Source organism: Micromonospora sp. LOL_025 (assembly GCF_048060285.1).
In the GTDB taxonomy this organism is placed as follows: domain Bacteria; phylum Actinomycetota; class Actinomycetes; order Mycobacteriales; family Micromonosporaceae; genus Micromonospora.
Map to the genome: position 1 here is coordinate 107996 of NZ_JBHMIR010000007.1, position 16922 is coordinate 124917.

The 16922-nt window shown below is 74.0% G+C and carries 17 protein-coding genes and 1 pseudogene; 8 read left to right on the plus strand and 10 right to left on the minus strand.

Annotated elements, in window-relative coordinates; translation table 11 throughout:
* Positions 1–174: 174 nt before the first annotated feature.
* From ACFHW0_RS12205 to ACFHW0_RS12215, 3 genes are all read left to right on the plus strand, one after another.
* Positions 175–2787, plus strand: coding sequence for a glycoside hydrolase family 9 protein (locus tag ACFHW0_RS12205; RefSeq protein ID WP_416607397.1), 2613 nt, complete (start codon positions 175–177; stop codon positions 2785–2787).
* 268 nt (positions 2788–3055) lie between these two features.
* The gene (locus ACFHW0_RS12210) at positions 3056–3970 is read left to right on the plus strand and encodes a hypothetical protein (protein WP_416607398.1); all 915 of its coding nucleotides are present in this window, start codon (positions 3056–3058) and stop codon (positions 3968–3970) included.
* Positions 3971–4164: 194 nt separating this feature from the next.
* Positions 4165–4698 (plus strand): GNAT family N-acetyltransferase, encoded by a 534-nt coding sequence (locus ACFHW0_RS12215; RefSeq protein WP_416607399.1) that lies wholly within the window; start codon positions 4165–4167, stop codon positions 4696–4698.
* A gap of 53 nt (positions 4699–4751) precedes the next feature.
* On the opposite strand, the gene ACFHW0_RS12220 is transcribed toward ACFHW0_RS12215, so the two are convergent.
* From ACFHW0_RS12220 to ACFHW0_RS12235, 4 genes are read right to left on the minus strand one after another with little or no spacing between them, the layout of a single operon-like run.
* The gene (locus ACFHW0_RS12220) at positions 4752–5717 is read right to left on the minus strand and encodes a TIGR03885 family FMN-dependent LLM class oxidoreductase (RefSeq protein ID WP_416607400.1); all 966 of its coding nucleotides are present in this window, start codon (positions 5715–5717) and stop codon (positions 4752–4754) included.
* A 55-nt stretch (positions 5718–5772) separates the two neighbouring features.
* Positions 5773–7185, minus strand: coding sequence for an NADP-dependent succinic semialdehyde dehydrogenase (locus ACFHW0_RS12225; protein ID WP_416607401.1), 1413 nt, complete (start codon positions 7183–7185; stop codon positions 5773–5775).
* 12 nt (positions 7186–7197) lie between these two features.
* Complete coding sequence (locus ACFHW0_RS12230; protein ID WP_121395528.1) at positions 7198–7461, minus strand: DUF6343 family protein; 264 nt, start codon at positions 7459–7461, stop codon at positions 7198–7200.
* Between the two features lie 28 nt (positions 7462–7489).
* Positions 7490–8347, minus strand: coding sequence for an NAD(P)H-binding protein (locus ACFHW0_RS12235; protein ID WP_416607402.1), 858 nt, complete (start codon positions 8345–8347; stop codon positions 7490–7492).
* A 260-nt stretch (positions 8348–8607) separates the two neighbouring features.
* Here ACFHW0_RS12235 and ACFHW0_RS12240 point away from each other — a divergent pair, with 260 nt between their 5' ends.
* Positions 8608–9219, plus strand: a complete 612-nt coding sequence (locus ACFHW0_RS12240; protein ID WP_416607403.1) for an antibiotic biosynthesis monooxygenase — start codon at positions 8608–8610, stop codon at positions 9217–9219.
* Positions 9220–9423: 204 nt separating this feature from the next.
* A complete protein-coding gene (locus ACFHW0_RS12245; protein ID WP_416607404.1) occupies positions 9424–10275 on the plus strand; it encodes a GDSL-type esterase/lipase family protein in 852 nt (283 codons plus the stop codon).
* Between the two features lie 120 nt (positions 10276–10395).
* Here ACFHW0_RS12245 and ACFHW0_RS12250 read toward each other — a convergent pair whose 3' ends face one another.
* The 3 genes from ACFHW0_RS12250 to ACFHW0_RS12260 form a co-directional block, all read right to left on the minus strand.
* The gene (locus tag ACFHW0_RS12250) at positions 10396–11154 is read right to left on the minus strand and encodes an EcsC family protein (protein WP_416607405.1); all 759 of its coding nucleotides are present in this window, start codon (positions 11152–11154) and stop codon (positions 10396–10398) included.
* 38 nt (positions 11155–11192) lie between these two features.
* Complete coding sequence (locus ACFHW0_RS12255; RefSeq protein ID WP_311412885.1) at positions 11193–11336, minus strand: hypothetical protein; 144 nt, start codon at positions 11334–11336, stop codon at positions 11193–11195.
* A 103-nt stretch (positions 11337–11439) separates the two neighbouring features.
* Complete coding sequence (locus ACFHW0_RS12260; protein ID WP_416607406.1) at positions 11440–12276, minus strand: peptidase M23; 837 nt, start codon at positions 12274–12276, stop codon at positions 11440–11442.
* Between the two features lie 418 nt (positions 12277–12694).
* Between ACFHW0_RS12260 and ACFHW0_RS12265 the strand changes: the two genes are divergently transcribed.
* From ACFHW0_RS12265 to ACFHW0_RS12275, 3 genes are read left to right on the plus strand one after another with little or no spacing between them, the layout of a single operon-like run.
* Positions 12695–13615 (plus strand): proteasome assembly chaperone family protein, encoded by a 921-nt coding sequence (locus ACFHW0_RS12265; protein WP_210834457.1) that lies wholly within the window; start codon positions 12695–12697, stop codon positions 13613–13615.
* 37 nt (positions 13616–13652) lie between these two features.
* Positions 13653–14450, plus strand: coding sequence for an exodeoxyribonuclease III (locus ACFHW0_RS12270; protein ID WP_416607407.1), 798 nt, complete (start codon positions 13653–13655; stop codon positions 14448–14450).
* Positions 14451–14478: 28 nt separating this feature from the next.
* Positions 14479–14787, plus strand: a complete 309-nt coding sequence (locus tag ACFHW0_RS12275) for an antibiotic biosynthesis monooxygenase family protein (protein ID WP_357719301.1) — start codon at positions 14479–14481, stop codon at positions 14785–14787.
* Positions 14788–14999: 212 nt separating this feature from the next.
* Here the strand turns inward: ACFHW0_RS12275 and ACFHW0_RS12280 are convergent, their stop codons facing one another.
* The 3 genes and pseudogenes from ACFHW0_RS12280 to ACFHW0_RS12290 form a co-directional block, all read right to left on the minus strand.
* Positions 15000–15194: a DUF397 domain-containing protein gene (locus ACFHW0_RS12280; protein ID WP_416607521.1), complete on the minus strand. Its 195-nt coding sequence runs from the start codon at positions 15192–15194 to the stop codon at positions 15000–15002.
* Positions 15172–15959 (minus strand): annotated as a pseudogene (locus ACFHW0_RS12285) (DUF5753 domain-containing protein). Before ACFHW0_RS12285 ends, ACFHW0_RS12280 begins: the two are co-directional and overlap by 23 nt.
* Positions 15960–16244: 285 nt before the next feature.
* Entirely contained in the window at positions 16245–16922 is a 678-nt protein-coding gene (locus tag ACFHW0_RS12290; protein WP_416607408.1) for a class F sortase, read from the minus strand.

Genomic DNA, 16922 nt, shown 5'->3' on the forward strand with positions numbered 1-16922 from the left:
GCGCGTCGCGCGGCGAATCTCACTGTCCCGGGGGTCCCGCCGGGCGGTTCCGGACCATCCAGCCGGATCGATTGACAGGGTGCCGGAGGCACTGGAACCATCGACTCGACCTGGGAGCGCTCCCAGGTCGCCACCGCCGCCCCCGTCCCCGCAGTCGTCCGGAAGGAACCACCCGTGACGCCATCCCGACGTCGCCTCGCGCTGCTCGCGACCGCGACCACCCTCGCCCTGACCGGAGCCACCGCCGGCACGGCCCACGCCGAACCGCCCCCCGACGCCCCCGAACAGATCGACAACGGCGACTTCAGCGCGGGCGTGTCCCCCTGGTTCTCCTACGGCACCGGCCCGCTCGGGGTCACCGACGGCCGGCTCTGCACCACCGTGCCCGGCGGCCTGGCCAACCCGTGGGACGCCGGCATCGGCCAGGACGGCGTGCCGCTGGTCGCCGGGGCCGAGTACACGCTCGGCTTCGACATCTCCGCCACCCCCGGCACCGCCGTCAAGGCGGTCCTGCAACTGGGCACCGCCCCCTACACCACGTACGCCAGCGTCGACGCCGCCGCCGGCGGCACCGCCCAGCGGTTCGAGAAGACGTTCACGGTCGCCGAGGGCAACCCGGCCGCCCAACTGATCTTCCAGGTCGGCGGCGGCGCGGCCGAGCAGACCGTCTGCCTGGACGACGTCTCGCTGCGCGGCGGCGACCCGCCGGAGCCGTACGTGCCCGACACCGGGCCGCGGGTGCGGGTGAACCAGGTCGGCTACCTGCCCGGCGGGCCGAAGAACGCCACCGTGGTGACGTCGGCGACCGACGCCCTGCCCTGGCAGCTCCGCTCCGCCGCCGGCACGGTCCTGGCCAGCGGCAGCACCACCCCGCGCGGCGTCGACGCCGCCTCCGGGCAGAACGTGCAGACGCTCGACTTCTCGTCGTACCGGACCCCGGGCGCGGGGCTGACCCTCACCGTCGACGGGGAGACCAGCCACCCCTTCGACATCTCGGGCACCCTCTACGACCGGCTGCGCGCCGACTCCCTCCAGTTCTTCTACGCCCAGCGCAGCGGCATCGCCATCGACGGCGACCTGATCGGCGCCGAGTACGCCCGCCCGGCCGGGCACCTCGGCGTGGCGCCCAACAAGGGCGACACCTCCGTGCCCTGCCAGCCGGGCGTCTGCGACTACTCGCTGGACGTGCGCGGCGGCTGGTACGACGCCGGCGACCACGGCAAGTACGTGGTCAACGGCGGCATCGCCACCTACCAGCTGCTGAACACCTTCGAGCGGACCCGCACGGCCGCCACCGCCGGGCACGGCGCGGCCCTCGGCGACAGCACGCTGCGGGTGCCCGAGCGCGGCAACGGCGTGCCGGACGTGCTCGACGAGGCCCGCTGGGAGCTGGAGTTCCTGCTGCGCATGCAGGTGCCGGCCGGCAATCCGCTCGCCGGGATGGCCCACCACAAGATCCACGACCGGAACTGGACCGGGCTGCCGCTCGCCCCGCACGACGACCCCGAGCAGCGCGAGTTGCACCCGCCGTCCACCGCCGCCACCCTCAACCTGGCCGCCGTCGCCGCCCAGTGCGCGCGGCTCTTCGCCCCCTACGACGCGGCCTTCGCGAAGCGCTGCGGCACGGCGGCGAAGACGGCATACGCCGCCGCCAAGGCCAACCCGACGCGGTACGCCAGCCCGACCGACAGCACCGGCGGCGGGGCGTACGACGACACGAACGTCACCGACGAGTTCTACTGGGCCGCCGTCGAGCTCTACCTGAGCACCGGGGAGCAGCCGTACCTGGCGGACCTGACCGCCTCGCCGCACCACACCGGGGACGTGTTCGACCCGCGCGGCTTCGGCTGGCAGGGCGTCGCCGCGCTGGGCCGGCTCGACCTGGCCACCGTGCCGAACGGGCTGCCGGCCGCCGACCTGGCCCGCGTCCGCGCCTCGGTGACCGCCGCCGCCGACGCCCACCTCGCCGAGGCGGGCCGGCAGGCGTACGGGCTGCCGATGCCCGGGGACGCGGGCAGCTACTTCTGGGGCGGCAACAGCAACATCATCAACAACGCGATCGTGCTGGCCACCGCCTTCGACCTCACCCGGGACGCGAAGTACCGCGACGGCGCGGTGCAGGCGATGGACTACGTCCTCGGCCGCAACGCCCTGAACATCTCGTACGTGACCGGGTGGGGCGAGCACGCGGCGGAGAACCAGCACAGCCGGATCTTCGGCCACCAGCTCGACCCGGACCTGCCGAAGCCGCCCGCCGGCTCGCTGGCCGGTGGCCCGAACGCCGCCCTCCAGGACCCGTTCGCCGCGAAGCTGCTCGCCGGCTGCAAGCCGATGTTCTGCTACGTCGACGACATCAACTCGTACGCCACCAACGAGGTCGCCATCAACTGGAACTCGGCGCTGGCCTGGATCGCCTCGTTCCTGGCCGACCAGGGTGACTCGGCGGCGGTGCCGGCGCCGACCTGCGCGGCCACGTACACCAACCACGGCGCCTGGCAGGGCGGCACCGGATTCACCGCCCAGGTGACCATCCGCAACACCGGCACCAGCACCGTCGACGGGTGGACGGCCCGCTTCGCCTTCACCGGCGACCAGAAGGTACGCGAGGCGTGGCTGGCCAGGGCGACACAGGCGGGGGCCACGGTCACCGCGAAGAACGAGTCGTACAACGCCAGGATCGCCCCGGGCGGCACCGTCACCTTCGGCTTCAACGCGGTGACCGGCGGCGGCGCCAACCCGGCACCCGGCCTGATCACCGTGAACGGCGCGGCCTGCACGCTCTCCTGACGGTCCGGTCCGGGCGGTCCGCCGCCCCGGGCCGGCGAACACCCTCGCGAGCCGGGGGAGGCGGGCCGCCGCCTCCCCCGGCGAGCGGTCGCCTCGACCGCACCCGTCCGGATCGTCCCGGTGCCGCCGCGCCGCTCGCATGGTGGCCTCCCCGGGTCCGGGGAGGCCACCACCCCGGTCGGACCTCGTCGCGCGGGACGGGCCGCGCGGCCGGCAGCCTCCCAATCCCGGTGGACGGCGTCCCGGGACGTACGACAGGGTGGCCGGCATGGACGACGCGGAGCGGCGGGTCTGGTCGCGACTGCCCGACGGCACCCGGAGCGCCCTGGCCGACCTGCCCCCGGCGGACCTGCGCACGCTGCTGCTGGCGGTGGCCCGGGACCGGGCGGCGGCGGTACGCCCCGCGGACCTGGTCCGCCGCTGGCGCACTGACCGCTTCACCCGGCCGGCGGCGGCCGACCCCCGCGCGCTGGCCGCCGTCGAGGCCCGCCTGTGGCAGCTGCTGCCCGCCGAGTTCGCCGGCGTCGACCTCTCCCCCGTCGCGCCGCTCGGCACCTGCTCGGCCGTCACGCCGATGAGCCAGAACCGCGTCGTCACCACTTTTCGCGCCACCGAGGTGCTCAGCGACCCCACCAACGCGCTCGCGATCGAGGCCGCGGTACGCCGCCGGGAACAGCCGGCCGGCGGCGCCGTGCACCTGGCCGCCTGCCACCGGGTGCTGCGGGCGCAGGACTTCGGGCCGGGCTGGTCGGCGCGCTTCCGGCTCTTCACGCTGATCTCCAGCGCCCGCGACGGCGGCTCGGGGCGCACCGAGGCACGGCTGCTCACCCTGCCCCTGGCGTACTGGCGGACGGTGCTCGCCACCCTGCTGCCGCAGTCGGCGGCGGCCCGGGTGCGCCTGACCGTGCTCGACAACCCCGTCGTCGGGGAACGGATCGAGGACACCGTCCGGCCGGCGCTGGGCCCGTCGGGCGTACCGCTGGTGGACGAACCGGAGCGCCGACGCGGCCGGGGCTACTACGTCAGCGCGGCGCTGCGGATCACCGCCGGGCACGGCGCGGACGAGGTCCCACTCGGCGACGGCGGCTTCACGAACTGGACCGCCCGGTTCACCAGCGACGCCAAGGAACGCTGCCTGACCTCCTGCCTGGCCACGGAACGCCTGACCCCCCTCACCCCCTAACCCGCCCCGCCCCCCTCCCCCGTCCCGCCCCCGCCCCCCACCCCCCAGCGCGGTCGATCATGCAGTTGTGGTGGGCGGCGCGCCCTGGATCGCACCTTTTGCGGGGCACCACAACTGCATGATCGACGGGGCGGGCGGGTGGGTGGGGGCGGGCGGGGCAGGCGGGTGGGGGCGGGTGTAGCAGCATGTTCGTCATGAGCGATCAGCGGAGCCCCGGCGTGCGGCCCGGCGGGTTGACGGACGCGCCCGCCGTGCTGCGGCTGCTCGACGACGCCACCGCCTGGCTGGTGGCGCGGGGTCGCACCGGCCAGTGGGGCACCGAAGCGGCCTCGACCGACCCGCGGCGGATCGCGCAGGCCGAGGCCTGGGCGACCGGCGGCGGGCTGTGGCTGGCGACGCTCGCCGAGCGCCCCGTCGGCGCGCTCGTGGTGGGGACGGCGACGGAGTACGTGCCGCCCGCCACCGAGCCCGAGCTGTACGTGAACCTGCTGGTCACCGACCGCGCACACGCCGGGTCGGGCATCGGCGGCCGGCTGCTGGCGCACGCCGCCGAGCTGGCCCGGGAGCGTGGGCTCGGCCTGCTCCGGGTGGACTGCTACGCGGGCGGCGACGGCGCGCTGGTCCGCTGGTACGAGCGGCAGGGCTTCACCGCCACCGACCCGTTCACGGTCGAGCGCCCCGGCCGTGACCCGTGGCCCGGGCAGGTCCTCGTCCGCCGCCTGACCTGACCCACCCGCCCGTCGACACGGCACGTCCCGACGGCGGGCGAGGGCGCCACCGCTCAGCCGGCGCTGCGCAGCTTCGGCAGCACCTCGGCGCCGAACGCGTCGATGAAGTCCCGCTGCTCCTGCCCGACGTGGTGCAGGGCGATCTGGTCGAAGCCCAGCTCCAGGTACTCCTCCAGCCAGCCGACGTGCCGGCCGAGGTCGGCGGAGACGTTCACGACGTCGTGGACCTTCTCCATCGGCACGTCCTGCGAGACCGCGTCGAAGTGCTCCGGGGTCTCCAGGTCCCAGCAGATCGGCGGGGCGAAGACGTTGCTGCGCCACTGCTCGTACGCGAGCCGCTCGGCCTCGGCCTGCTCCGGCGCCCAGCTCACGTGCACCTGGAGGTGCAGCGGGCCGCGCCCGCCGGCGTCCCGGTACGCGTCGATCACCTGCCGCAGGTGCGCGGTCGGGGCGTTCACGGTGATCAGCCCGTCCGCCCACTCGGCGCACCAGTGGGCGGTGGCCACGCTGACCGCCGCCCCGATCAGCGCCGGCGGCTGCTCCGGTCGGGTCCACAGCTTCGCCCGGTCCACCCGGACCAGGCCGTCGTGGCTGACCTCCTCGCCGGCCAGCAGCGCGCGGATCACGTCCACGCACTCGCGCAGCCGGGCGGCCCGGATGTCCTTGCGCGGCCAGCCGTCGCCGGTGATGTGCTCGTTGCTCGCCTCGCCGGTGCCCAGCGCGGCCCAGAACCGGCCCGGGTACATCGCCCCCAGCGTGCCGATCGCCTGCGCGATGATCGCCGGGTGGTAGCGCTGCCCGGGGGCGTTGACCACCCCGAACGGCAGCTCGGTGGCCTGGAGCGCCGCGCCGAGCCAGGACCAGGCGAAGCCGGACTGGCCCTGCCGCTCACTCCAGGGCGCGAAGTGGTCCGAGGACATGGCGGCGTCGAAACCGGCCCGCTCGGCGTGGATCACCGCCTCCAGCAGGGCGCGGGGATGGATCTGCTCGTGGGACGCGTGGAAGCCGAACACCGTCATGACGTCACTCCGTACCCATGACGGCGTCCGGCTACGCCGACGAGGCCGGACGGGGCTACTCCGCGTGCGCCCCGGCGCCGGCCGAGGCGGCCCCCTCACCCACCCAGACGGTCTTGGTGTTGCAGAACTCCCGCATGCCGAGCGCGGAGAGCTCGCGGCCGTAGCCGGAGTTCTTCACCCCGCCGAAGGGCAGTTCCGGGTAGGACGTGGTCATCCCGTTGACGAAGACGTTCCCGGCGTCGAGATCGGCGGCGAAGCGCTCCTGCTCCTGCGGGTCGCGGGTCCAGGCGTTGGAACCCAGGCCGAAGGAGGTGCCGTTGGCCACCTCGATCGCCTCGTCGTACGACGACACCCGGTAGAGGCCCGCGACGGGCCCGAAGACCTCCTCGGACCACATCCGCATCTCCGGCCTCAGGTCGGTGACCACGGTCGGCGGGTAGAACCAGCCCGGGCCGGCGGGCGGCTCGCCGCCGCAGAGCAGCGCGGCGCCCTTGTCGACCGCGTCCCGCACCTGGGCGTGGATCTCGTCGCGCCCGCCCTCACTGGCCAGCGGGCCGACGTCGGTGTCGGGGTCCATCGGGTCGCCGACCCGCAGGGCCGACATGTTCGCGGCGAACCTCTCGGCGAAGGCGTCGAAGACGTCGGCGTGCACGATGAACCGCTTGGCGGCGATGCAGGACTGGCCGTTGTTCTGGCAGCGGGCGGTGGTCGCGACCTCGGCGGCCCGGTCCAGGTCCGCCGAGGGCATCACCACGAACGGGTCGCTGCCCCCGAGCTCCAGCACGGTCTTCTTCAGCTCCCGACCGGCGATCTGGGCGATCGACCGGCCGGCGCCCTCACTGCCCGTCAGCGTCGCCGCGCGCACCCGCGGGTCGCTGAGCACCCGGTCGACCTCGGCCGAGCCGACCAGCAGGGTGGTGAACGCCCCCTCCGGGAAGCCGGCGCGGCGGAACAGGTCCTCCAGCAGCAGCGCGGTCTGCGGCACGTTGGAGGCGTGCTTGAGCAGGCCGGTGTTGCCGGCCATCAGGGCCGGCGCGGCGAAGCGCAGCACCTGCCACAGCGGGAAGTTCCAGGGCATCACCGCGAGCACCGGCCCGATCGGCTGGTAGCGGACGAAGGCCCGGGTGGCCTTGACCGCCCCCGCGTCGGCGGGCTCGTCGGCGAGGAAGTCGGCCGCCTTCGCCGCGTAGAAGCGGCAGGCGCTGGCGCACTTGGTGACCTCGGCCTTGGCCGACGCGTACGTCTTGCCCATCTCGGTGGTCATCAGCCGGGCGATCTCGTCGCGCTCGGCCTCCAGCAGGTCGGCCGCCGCGTTCAGCCAGCGCCCGCGCTGCTCGACCGTGGTGCCGCGCAACTGTCGGTACGCCAGGTCGGTCCGCTCGATCGCGGCGTCGATCTGCTCCGGCGACATCGGGTCGTAGGTCTTGAGCGTATGTCCGGTGGCGGGATTGGTGGTCGCGATGGGCATCTCGTACTCCTGTCACTCGAAGAGTGAGTGGCGGGCTCCCGGCTCCTCCCGGCGGCGGGCGGCGCGGCGGCGCTGGATGATGACCAGGTCGACCACGGCGACCACCGCGAAGACCACGCAGAGGACCCCCAGCCACACCAGGTCGGCGTTGAACGCCAGCACCGCGAAGACGGTCATGGTCACCAGCCCGAACCCGGCCAGCAGGAGCCGCATGTTGAGCGCGCTGTAGGCGTGGCCGACCGTGCCACGGGCACGCCGGGGCTGCGATCTCGTCATTGCACCGACCTACCCCCGATCGCCCCGCTTAACCCGCCCCGGGCGGTCGGCTCCCCTGGGCGCCCTCGTCGGTGCGCCAGGCGCCCCGGGCCGCCGCGTCGGCGGCGTACGCCGTGAAGTCCTTCGGCGCCCGCCCCGTGACCTGCCGGACGGTGTCGGTCGGCTCGGCGTCGCCGAGTTCCCGCAGGGCGGCGAAGGCGCGGATCTCCGCCTCGATCTGCGCGGGCGGGAGGCCCAGCGGGGTCATCGCGGCCCGGTAGTCCTCGGCGGTGCCCAGGTGGCGGACCGGGCGCCCGGCGGCCCGGGCGACGATGTCGACCGCCTCGCCGAAGGAGAGGGCGCGGGGCCCGGTGATCTCGTGGACCCGGCCGTGGTGGCCCTCTCCGGTGAGCGCCGCCACGGCCACCGCCGCGATGTCGTCGGCGTCGACGAAGCCCTGGCGGACCTCGCCCACCGGCACGGCCACGGTGCCGGCGAGGACGGCGTCGCGGAAGACGCCCTCGTCGAAGTTCTGGTCGAACCAGTCCGGCCGGAGGATCGTCCACTCGACGCCGCAGTCGCGCACCAGCGCCTCGGCGGCCAGCAGCCGCTCGTCACGCATCGCCTCGATCGCCCGGCTGGACAGCAGGACGACGCGTCGCACGCCACCCTCCACGGCGAGTCGGACGAACGCCGGGTCGACCGGCACGTCGTGCGGGGCCATCAGGTAGAGGCGGGAGGCGCCGGCCACGGCCGGCTCCCAGGTCGCCGGCAGGGCCCAGTCGAAGCGGACGGCGCCCCGGCGCGACGCGGCCCGGACCGGCAGGCCGGCGTCCGACAGCCGGCGCGCCACCCGCCGGCCGGTCGAGCCGGTGGCGCCGAGCACGAGGATGTCGTCTGCACTCATGGACCCAGTCGACCACCGACGTCCGACAGTTTCCGCGCGCGCGAACCGGTCGACCGCCACCCTGCCGGTCGACCCCGTCGTCCGCCCGCATCGGCTCCGTGGGTGCGCTGCCGTCAGCCCTACCGGTCGACCCCCGTCGGCCCCCGCCGGCGCACCGCCGTCGGCCCTGCCGGTGGGCCGCGTCACGCCGCTGGTGGGGTGCGTTACACCGGCCGCCGGTGAGCCGGTCGAACCGGCTCCGACCGGAGAGGATGACCGGTATGACGATGACCCACGCGCTGCCGGTGACCGTCGCCGTCGCCCGGCGCACCGACCCCGCCCGGACCAGCGAGATGGTGGCCTGGATGCGGGCCGGCACGGCGCTGGCCGAGGCGTTCCCGGGGTTCCTCGGGTCCGGCTGGGTACGCAGCGCGCCCGGCTCCGGGGAGTGGCACATCATCTACCGCTTCGCGGACCACGACACGCTGCGCCGCTGGGAGGAGTCCCCGCAGCGGCACTGGTGGCTCTCCTCCGCGCAGGGCATCGTCGAGCACACCCGGGTCGAGCGGCGTACCGGCGTCGAGGGCTGGTTCGACCCGTCGCGGGAGCACGTCGTGCAGACCGTGCCGGTCAGCGCCGAGCCGACGGTCCCGCCGCCCTCCCCACCGCGCTGGAAGCAGGCGGTGACCATCTGGCTGGCGTTCTTTCCGCTCAGCCTGACCGCGACGTTGCTCACCAGCCGGTTCCTCCCGGACGTGCCGCTGGCCGCCCGGGTGCTGATGATGACCCTCACGCTGACCCCGCTGATGACGTACCTGGTGCTGCCCCGGATCACCCGGACCCTGCACTGGTGGCTGCACGGCCAGCCCGCGCCCTGGCGCCTGGCGCGCTGACCGCCGCCTGCCGCGCCGACCGCCGCTCTGACACACTGGTCCCGCCCGGCGCGCCGACCGCTGCCTGGCGCGGGATCCGCGCCTAGCACGCGGAGCCGCGCCGGAACAGACCTCTGCCACATAGTCGACAGCGGCGGGCTGCCCCACCGGGCCCGCGCTTAGAGTTACCGCGCTGTCGCTCTCCGCTGCGGGACTGGGGATGGTATGCCTCGACGTTGGGTCACCGTGGCCGCCTGCCTGCTGGCGCTGGTCGCGCTCGCCTGCGAGGGCGGCGGGGAGCCCGGCTCCCGCCCGCCACGGGAGACGCCGTCGCCCGGCTCGCCCGGCGGCATCGCGGCCCTCGGTGACTCGATCAGCACCGGCTTCGGCTCCTGCCTGGTGCTCGTCTCGTGCCAGCGCAACTCCTGGTCCACGGGGGACGGGCTGCGCGTCGACAGCCTCTACCGGCGGCTGCTCGACCGGAATCCGGCGATCCGGGGCAAGGTCCACAACCACGCCAGCCCCGGGGCCCGCGCGGCGTCGCTGGAAGGGCAGGCCCAGCGGGCGGTACGCGACCGCGTCGACCACGTCACCGTGCTGATCGGCGCCAACGACGTGTGCCGGGGCGGCATCGAGGCGATGACCCCGGTGAGGCAGTTCCGCGCCGAGGTCGACCGCGGCCTGCGGGCGCTGCGGCAGGGGCGACCGAAGGCCAGGGTGCTGGTGGTGAGCGTGCCGAACCTGCACCGGCTCTGGGAGGTCGGGCACACCGACGCACGGGCGGTGCGGGCCTGGAAGCGGGGCGTCTGCCCGGCGCTGCTGGCCAACCCCACCTCGACGGATCCGCTCGACCGGGCCCGCCGGGCGGCCGTCCGGGAGCGGATCGCCGACTACAACGCCCAGCTCGCCGCCGCCTGCAAGGCCTACGGCTCACGCTGCCGGTACGACGGCGGGGCGGTGCACCGGGTGCGGTTCGACCTGGAACTGGTCAACCCGCTGGACTGGTTCCACCCCAACGCCGCGGGGCAGGACCGGCTGGCCGACGTGGCGTGGCGCGCCTCGGGCCTCGGCTCCTGACCCGCCGACCGACCGCACCGGCTCCTGGCCAGCCGACCGACCGCCTCCGCTCCTGAGCCGCCGACCGACCGCACCGGCCCACAGGGACCGGGCGGCGGGATCGGCGTACGGCGGCCGGCGTCAGGGCCGGCGGGGCTCGGGGACGGTCGGTCCGCCGTACTGGCGGTAGAGGGCGTGGGAGCGCACGGCGAGATCCTTGGTGGCCGACGAGTTGGCCCAGGTGCCGAGGACGATCGCCGCGCCGGGCACCACCTTGGCGAAGACCCGCTTCGCCGCGCGCACCCCGGCCATCTGGGCCAGGCGTACGCCGAGGCGCAGCATGACCTTGCCGAGCGGGTTCTGCCCGCCGCTGCCGAAGAGGGCCCCGGCGCGTTCCCGGCCGGCGGCCACCCCGAGCGCGAGCCGGGCGCTCTCGGCGACCTTGTGCACCTTCTGCAGCACCAGCAGGTCGGTGGCCCGGTCGCCGTGCAGCGGGTCGACGCCGTACGCGGCGGCGACGTGCAGCACCATCCGGGCCTGGGTCCAGGCCAGCACGCCCACGTCGATCACGGCGCCGGGCAGCCCGGCGGCGCCCGACACCGCCCCCGAGAGCCGGGCGTGGTTGACGAACTTGCGTACCGCCTGCTCCGCCAGGGCCTCGGCGGAGACGCCGGGCTGCTCGGCCCGGGCCCGCGCGGCCCACTGCGCCGCCTCCGGCCCCAGCCGGCGTACGGCCTCCAGGGCGAGGTGCTCCGGGGCGTACTGCGGGTCCTCCCGCATCCGGTCCCAGAGCTTCAGCGGCGGCGCCTCGGTGGCCTCCTGCGTCGGTGCCGGAACCACGGCCGGCGGCTGCGGTCCTCCGGCGACGTGCTGGTCGTCGGCGGGCGCGGAATCGGTCACAGGGTCTCCCGGGGGTCGGAGAGGTCGGCGGTGACGGGTCAGCGGCGGTTCTGGAACTTGGCCGCGAGACCCCGGAGCTTCTGCTGGGTGCCGGGCTTGGCCAGCTCGCGACGGCCACGGTCGACCATCTGCTGACCCTTGGGCGAGCGCAGGAAGGTGCTGATCCGCTGCATCAGTGACATGTCGTCCTCCAGTCGGTGGTGCCTGTTCCATGTGTACCTCGGAGCGACAACACATGTACCCCGGATGCCCGAACCGCAACCGTCCACTGTGGCTGGTGCAAGCCTACTGCCCGGCCTCCAGGCACGCGGCGACGACCTTGGTGGCGCGCCACTCGTGCTTGGCGTAGTGCTCCGGGTAGGCGGAGATCTGCACCGCCTGGGCGGCGTCGGTGAGCCGCATCCGCTGCCAGCCCGGCACCTGGGCCAGCGCCGAGAGGAACTGCCGGGTGGCGAACTCCGGGTCCATCAGCTCACCGACCTCGCCCCAGCCGCTGCTGGAGCGCTGCTGGAACAGCCCGACCGAGTCGTGGTCCCACCCGATGCCCTGGTGCGGGTACTCGCGGGACTCGGGAAGCACCCCGCTGGCGACGTTGTAGAGGTTGCTCTCCTGCATCGCGGTGGCGACCGCGATCACCAGCGCCCGCCGGGGCATCCCCATCTCGCGCCCGGTCCGCACGATCTCCTCGGCGTTCTCCAGCTGGGCGTCGTCGAGCCCGACGACCGGGGCGGGATCGACCGGCTTGCGGGTGGTCTTCTTCGGCGCCGGGGTGGTGGTGTCCGGGTCGGCGGCGCGGGTGGGGCTGGCGGAGGCGGCGACGCGCTCCACCCTGCGGGAGGCCGGGTCCGGCTCGGCACGCTCGGCGAGCGCGGAGGGGGCGGCGGCGGGGGCCGGGTCGGCGGAGCCGTCGCGCGCGCCCTGGGCGACGGCGGTCAGTCCGAGGCAGCACAGCACGCCGGTGGCGAGGGCGATCCGGGCCCGGACCGGCCCGCGCGTCAGCAGGTGGGCGTACGCCCCGGCGGCGCGGAGGACGGTTGACCGAACGTACGAGGGGGTATCGTTCGAACGGTCAATCGGGTCACCGGGGGCGGTCTGGTCGTCGAGGGTGGGGTCGTCACGCATCAGCCGAGGCTAGGCAGGCCCACCCGCCGATCACCCGGGGTGATCTCGTGGCTTTCCTCACGATATGGGCTGGGCCGGGTGGACGCCCCCGCCGCCCGGGCAGCCGCCGGCACACACCTCGCGGACCGGTCAGACCTCCGGGTCGACCCGGGCCGCCCCTGTGCGGCCGGAACGCGGACAAACCCCCGAGGTCCGGCCCATGATCCCCAAACTCCCCCGTTCGACCGATAGCCTGGTCGTACCGACGGTCATCCTTCGCCGTCCGACGGCGGGCTTGCGGGCATACGCCCGATTACTGGTCAGGTGACGACCCGCGGCGGGGCGCGGCGAGGAATGCACGAGGATGGCGGGTACGTTCCCCGAACCGGGTGCCGTCGCGCGCGGCGACCCGTACGCACGACCAGGGAGGTCCGCACCGGTGCTCGACCCACACGAGCTCTACGAGCTCACCGACGATCTGCCCGACCTCGGTCAGCCGGTGCTGATCCAGACCCTCACCGGCTTCGTCGACGCCGGCAGCGCCACCCGACTGGCCAGGGAGCAGCTGCTCACCTCCCTGGACGCCCGCCCCATCGCCCGGTTCGACGTCGACCAGCTCTTCGACTACCGCTCGCGCCGCCCGGTGATGACCTTCGTCGAGGACCACTGGGAGGCGTACGACGCCCCGGCGCTGGAGCTGCACCTGCTCCGCGACGACGACGAGACCCCCTTCCTGCTGCTCACCGGCCCGGAGCCGGACCTGCAGTGGGAGCGCTTCGTGGCCGCGGTGGCCGGGATCTCCGCACGGCTGGACGTCCGGCTCACCGTCGGGCTCAACTCGATCCCGATGGCCGTGCCGCACACCCGGCCCGCCGGCGTGACCGCACACGCCACCCGCCGTGAGCTGATCGCCGGCTACGAGCCGTGGTTGCAGCGGGTGCAGGTGCCGGGCAGCGTCGGGCACCTGCTGGAGTACCGCCTCGGCGAGCTGGGCCGCGACGCCCTCGGCTTCGCCGCCCACGTGCCGCACTACGTGGCGCAGACGGAGTACCCGGCCGCCGCCGAGGTGCTGCTCGCCTCCGTGTCCCGCAGCACCGGGCTGCTGCTGCCCCGCGACGGGCTGCGTTCGGCGGCCGAGGTGGTCCGCGTGGAGATCGACCGGCAGGTCGCCCAGACCGACGACGCCGCCCAGCTGGTGCAGGCCCTGGAGGAGCAGTACGACGCGTTCGCGCGCGGCCGGGGCGAAAAGAACCTGCTGGCCGCCGAGGCCGGGCCGCTGCCCACCGCCGACGAGCTGGGCGCCGAACTGGAGCGGTTCCTGGCCGAGCAGACCCGCCCGGGCGACACCCCGGGCAGCTGAACCGGCGCGGCGCGCGGGGATGGGGCAGGCTGGTCACATGCGTCTGGCGACCTGGAACGTGAACTCGGTGAAGGCCCGCCTGCCCCGGCTGCTGGACTGGTTGGCCGGCACCGGGCCGGACGTCGTCTGCCTCCAGGAGACCAAGTGCCCGGACGGCGCCTTCCCGGTGGCCGAGGTGGGCGAGCTGGGCTACACGGTGGCCAGCCACAGCGACGGCCGGTGGAACGGGGTGGCCATCCTGTCCCGGGTCGGCCTGGCCGACGTGACGGTGGGATTCCCCGGCGAACCGGGCTTCCCCGATCCCGAGGCCCGGGCCATCTCGGCGACCTGCGACGGGGTCCGGGTCTGGTCGGTGTACGTGCCGAACGGTCGGGCGCCGGACGACCCGCACTACGCGTACAAGCTCGCCTGGTTCGCGGCGCTGCGGGACGCGGTGGAGGCGGAGCTGACCGGCGGCCTGCCGCTGGCGGTCTGCGGCGACTTCAACGTGGCGCCCACCGACGCCGACGTCTGGGACCCGGCGGTGTTCACCCACTCCACGCACGTCACCCCGGCGGAGCGGGCGGCCCTCGCGGCGCTGCGCGACCTCGGGCTCTCCGACGTGGTGCCCACGCCGATGAAGGGCCCGCACCCGTTCACCTACTGGGACTACCGGGCGGGCATGTTCCACCAGAACAAGGGCATGCGGATCGACCTCGTGTACGCCTCGGCGCCATTCGCCCGGGCGGTCCGCTCCGCGTACGTGGACCGGGAGGCGCGCAAGGGCAAGGGGCCCTCCGACCACGCGCCGATCGTGGTCGACGCCGACCTGGTTCCGGCCGTCGAATCGTTCTGAGCCCCGACCCCGTCGCTAGGGTGGAGCCATGGCAGTCGTGAAGATCAACGCGATCGACGTCCCTCCCGGCGCGGGCGAGGAGCTGGAGAAGCGGTTCGCCGCCCGGGCCGGGGCCGTGGAGAACTCCCCCGGCTTCCTCGGCTTCGAGCTGCTGCGCCCGGTGGCCGGGGAGAACCGCTACTTCGTCTACACCCGCTGGGAGACCGAGGAGGCCTATCAGGCCTGGGCCGCCGGCCCCTCCCGCGCCGCCCACGCCGGCGAGAAGCGTCCCCCGGTCGCCTCCGGCGCCACCCTCCTGGAGTTCGAGGTCGTCCAACAGGTCCCGGGCCGATCCTGACCCGCCCACCCCTCCCGCCCGCCCTCTCCGAAGGCGTCGATCATGAGGTTGGCGGCGAAGTGGATCTCCCTGACCGCCGCCAACCTCATGATCGACGGAACGGGCGCACCGGAGGGGCCGGGGGCAGGGAGCGGGGTGGGGTGGAGTCAGGGGCCCAACAAAACCAGGACAGGCCCCCGGCACTCGCCAGTGGCCTGTTCGTGCCGCCGCAGTCAGCCGACCGCGCCGATCTCTTTCGCCAACGTCACGAAACCGCGCCACGCATTCCGACCGAAGGTGAGGGTCCCGCCGTCGCGGTCCTTCGTGTCGCGAACCAGCACGACATCGCGCAGGTTGTCCGCGACCTCGACACATGATCCGCCGTTGTTGCCGCTCTTCGTGCTCTTACGCCACTGCGCGCCGGCCAGATCCATGATGCTCTGCTGCTTTCGTGATGAGGTCTAGTGACTGTGCCCGCGAGAGGGCCTCGCCCCGAATTCGTTCCCACCGGACAACGAGCTTAGCAACGTCCGCGGTCTCGGAAATGACCTCTGCTCGCGCCTGGCTGTCGACGTGGGCGACCTGTTCGCCCTCGGGTAGCTCGGCGAGAATCAGCGGCCCACCGAGACCCGGGTACATCCCCACCGACGAAGGAACCACAAATACCTGCACGGACGGCAGCCGCGCGCACGCCGCAAGGTGTTCGCACTGTTCGCGCATCAGGTCACGATCGCCGTCGACGGCTCGCCAGAGGACCGCTTCGTCAATGACTGCGATCAGCAGCGGTGGCCGCTCGCGGTGCAGCACGGTTTGTCGACTCAGACGCGCCTCGACCAACTCATCCACCTCGCTGGTGGACAAGGGTTCACCGGCCAACGTCGCTCGCGCGTACGCCTTGGTCTGAAACAGACCCGGCACCCAGGCCAGCTCGAACCACCTCAGCGCGACCGCAGCGCGTTCCCAGTCCACCCACTGTCGGAGCCACACCGGTTCCCGCCGCTTCAAACGCTTGGCCAGAGGTCCAGCACTTCGCGGCCGAGAAGATCAGCGACCTTCGCCCGATGACGGGAGTGCGGGATATGTCCCGGGTTTGCCCACCGGGCCGCCGTCTTCGGATCAACGCCTTTCTCGGCTGCGAGGTTGTCGGCAGTGAGACCGGCCGCAGTCATCGCCTCGATCACCGCATAGTTCATCCAGCGTCCTTTCCGGACATTTCGCTGCACCGTCGGTTCATCTTGCTACGCAGTGTTATTCGCTGGCAACTGTCTGGAGAGTTCCGGGTGACATGGGCGCCCAGACCAGCGGCGAGCGGGCCGCCACCGGCAGGAGAGCTGTCAGGGGCAGATATGTCGGTCGGTGAGAAACCGCAGCGCGGCCCTGCGCCCACCGACCCGGGCCCGCGCCAAACCGGCCCGCCGTCCTGAGGCCGGTCCCGTACGACCCGCCGATGGCAACCTGACGAGAGTGGGAGCCTGCGCTCAGGCGGGACGGGAGGAGAGCAGGGTGGCGAAGGCGATGATGTTGTCGGCGTAGCCCGTCCGGCCGCCGAGCCAGTCGCCGCCGCAGGTGATCAGGCGCAGGCCCGGCGGGCCCTCGTCGCCGTAGACCCGCTCCGCCGGCAGCCGCTCCTTGGGGAAGTGCTCCACGGAGTCGACCCGGAACACCACGACCGAGCCGTCCGCCCGGGCCACCTCGACGGTGTCGCCCGGGCGCAGCTTGTGCAGGTCGTAGAAGACCGACGGGCCACGCTTGGTGTCCACGTGCCCGACGATGACCGACGGGCCCGGCTCGCCCGGGGTGGGCCCCCGGTCGTACCAGCCGGTCTCGTCGGCCCGCTCGAGCGGCGGGACGGCGATCGAACCGTCCCGGGCCTGACCGACGGGAGCCACCGGGGCGGACACCTTGATCGCGGGAATCGACAGGCGCACCGGCCGGCTGGCCGCCAGCGCGCCGCTCTCGCTGCGCGCCGGCCGGTCCCGTCCCCCGCCGGCGGCCCAGTCGAACGGACCGGCGGTGCGCCCCAGGCCCGCGCCGGTGGCGAAGACCCCGGCCAGCACCAGCACCACGGCCAGCGGCACCGACCAGGGGCGACGTCCGGGCGGCCGGGGGCTCCGGGCCGCTGCGGCGGCCGGCTGCGGGGCGGGCGTCGTGGCCAT

Coding starts and splice junctions, on each gene's coding strand:
- ACFHW0_RS12235 (WP_416607402.1), bottom strand. CDS start 8,347: ATGAGTGCAGACGACATCCTCGTGCTCGGCGCCACCGGCTCGACCGGC.
- ACFHW0_RS12225 (WP_416607401.1), bottom strand. CDS start 7,185: ATGCCCATCGCGACCACCAATCCCGCCACCGGACATACGCTCAAGACC.
- ACFHW0_RS12290 (WP_416607408.1), bottom strand. CDS start 16,922: ATGGCCACGACGCCCGCCCCGCAGCCGGCCGCCGCAGCGGCCCGGAGC.
- ACFHW0_RS12210 (WP_416607398.1), top strand. CDS start 3,056: ATGGACGACGCGGAGCGGCGGGTCTGGTCGCGACTGCCCGACGGCACC.
- ACFHW0_RS12240 (WP_416607403.1), top strand. CDS start 8,608: ATGACGATGACCCACGCGCTGCCGGTGACCGTCGCCGTCGCCCGGCGC.
- ACFHW0_RS12220 (WP_416607400.1), bottom strand. CDS start 5,717: ATGACGGTGTTCGGCTTCCACGCGTCCCACGAGCAGATCCATCCCCGC.
- ACFHW0_RS12270 (WP_416607407.1), top strand. CDS start 13,653: ATGCGTCTGGCGACCTGGAACGTGAACTCGGTGAAGGCCCGCCTGCCC.
- ACFHW0_RS12255 (WP_311412885.1), bottom strand. CDS start 11,336: ATGTCACTGATGCAGCGGATCAGCACCTTCCTGCGCTCGCCCAAGGGT.
- ACFHW0_RS12215 (WP_416607399.1), top strand. CDS start 4,165: ATGAGCGATCAGCGGAGCCCCGGCGTGCGGCCCGGCGGGTTGACGGAC.
- ACFHW0_RS12275 (WP_357719301.1), top strand. CDS start 14,479: ATGGCAGTCGTGAAGATCAACGCGATCGACGTCCCTCCCGGCGCGGGC.
- ACFHW0_RS12230 (WP_121395528.1), bottom strand. CDS start 7,461: ATGACGAGATCGCAGCCCCGGCGTGCCCGTGGCACGGTCGGCCACGCC.
- ACFHW0_RS12245 (WP_416607404.1), top strand. CDS start 9,424: ATGCCTCGACGTTGGGTCACCGTGGCCGCCTGCCTGCTGGCGCTGGTC.
- ACFHW0_RS12260 (WP_416607406.1), bottom strand. CDS start 12,276: ATGCGTGACGACCCCACCCTCGACGACCAGACCGCCCCCGGTGACCCG.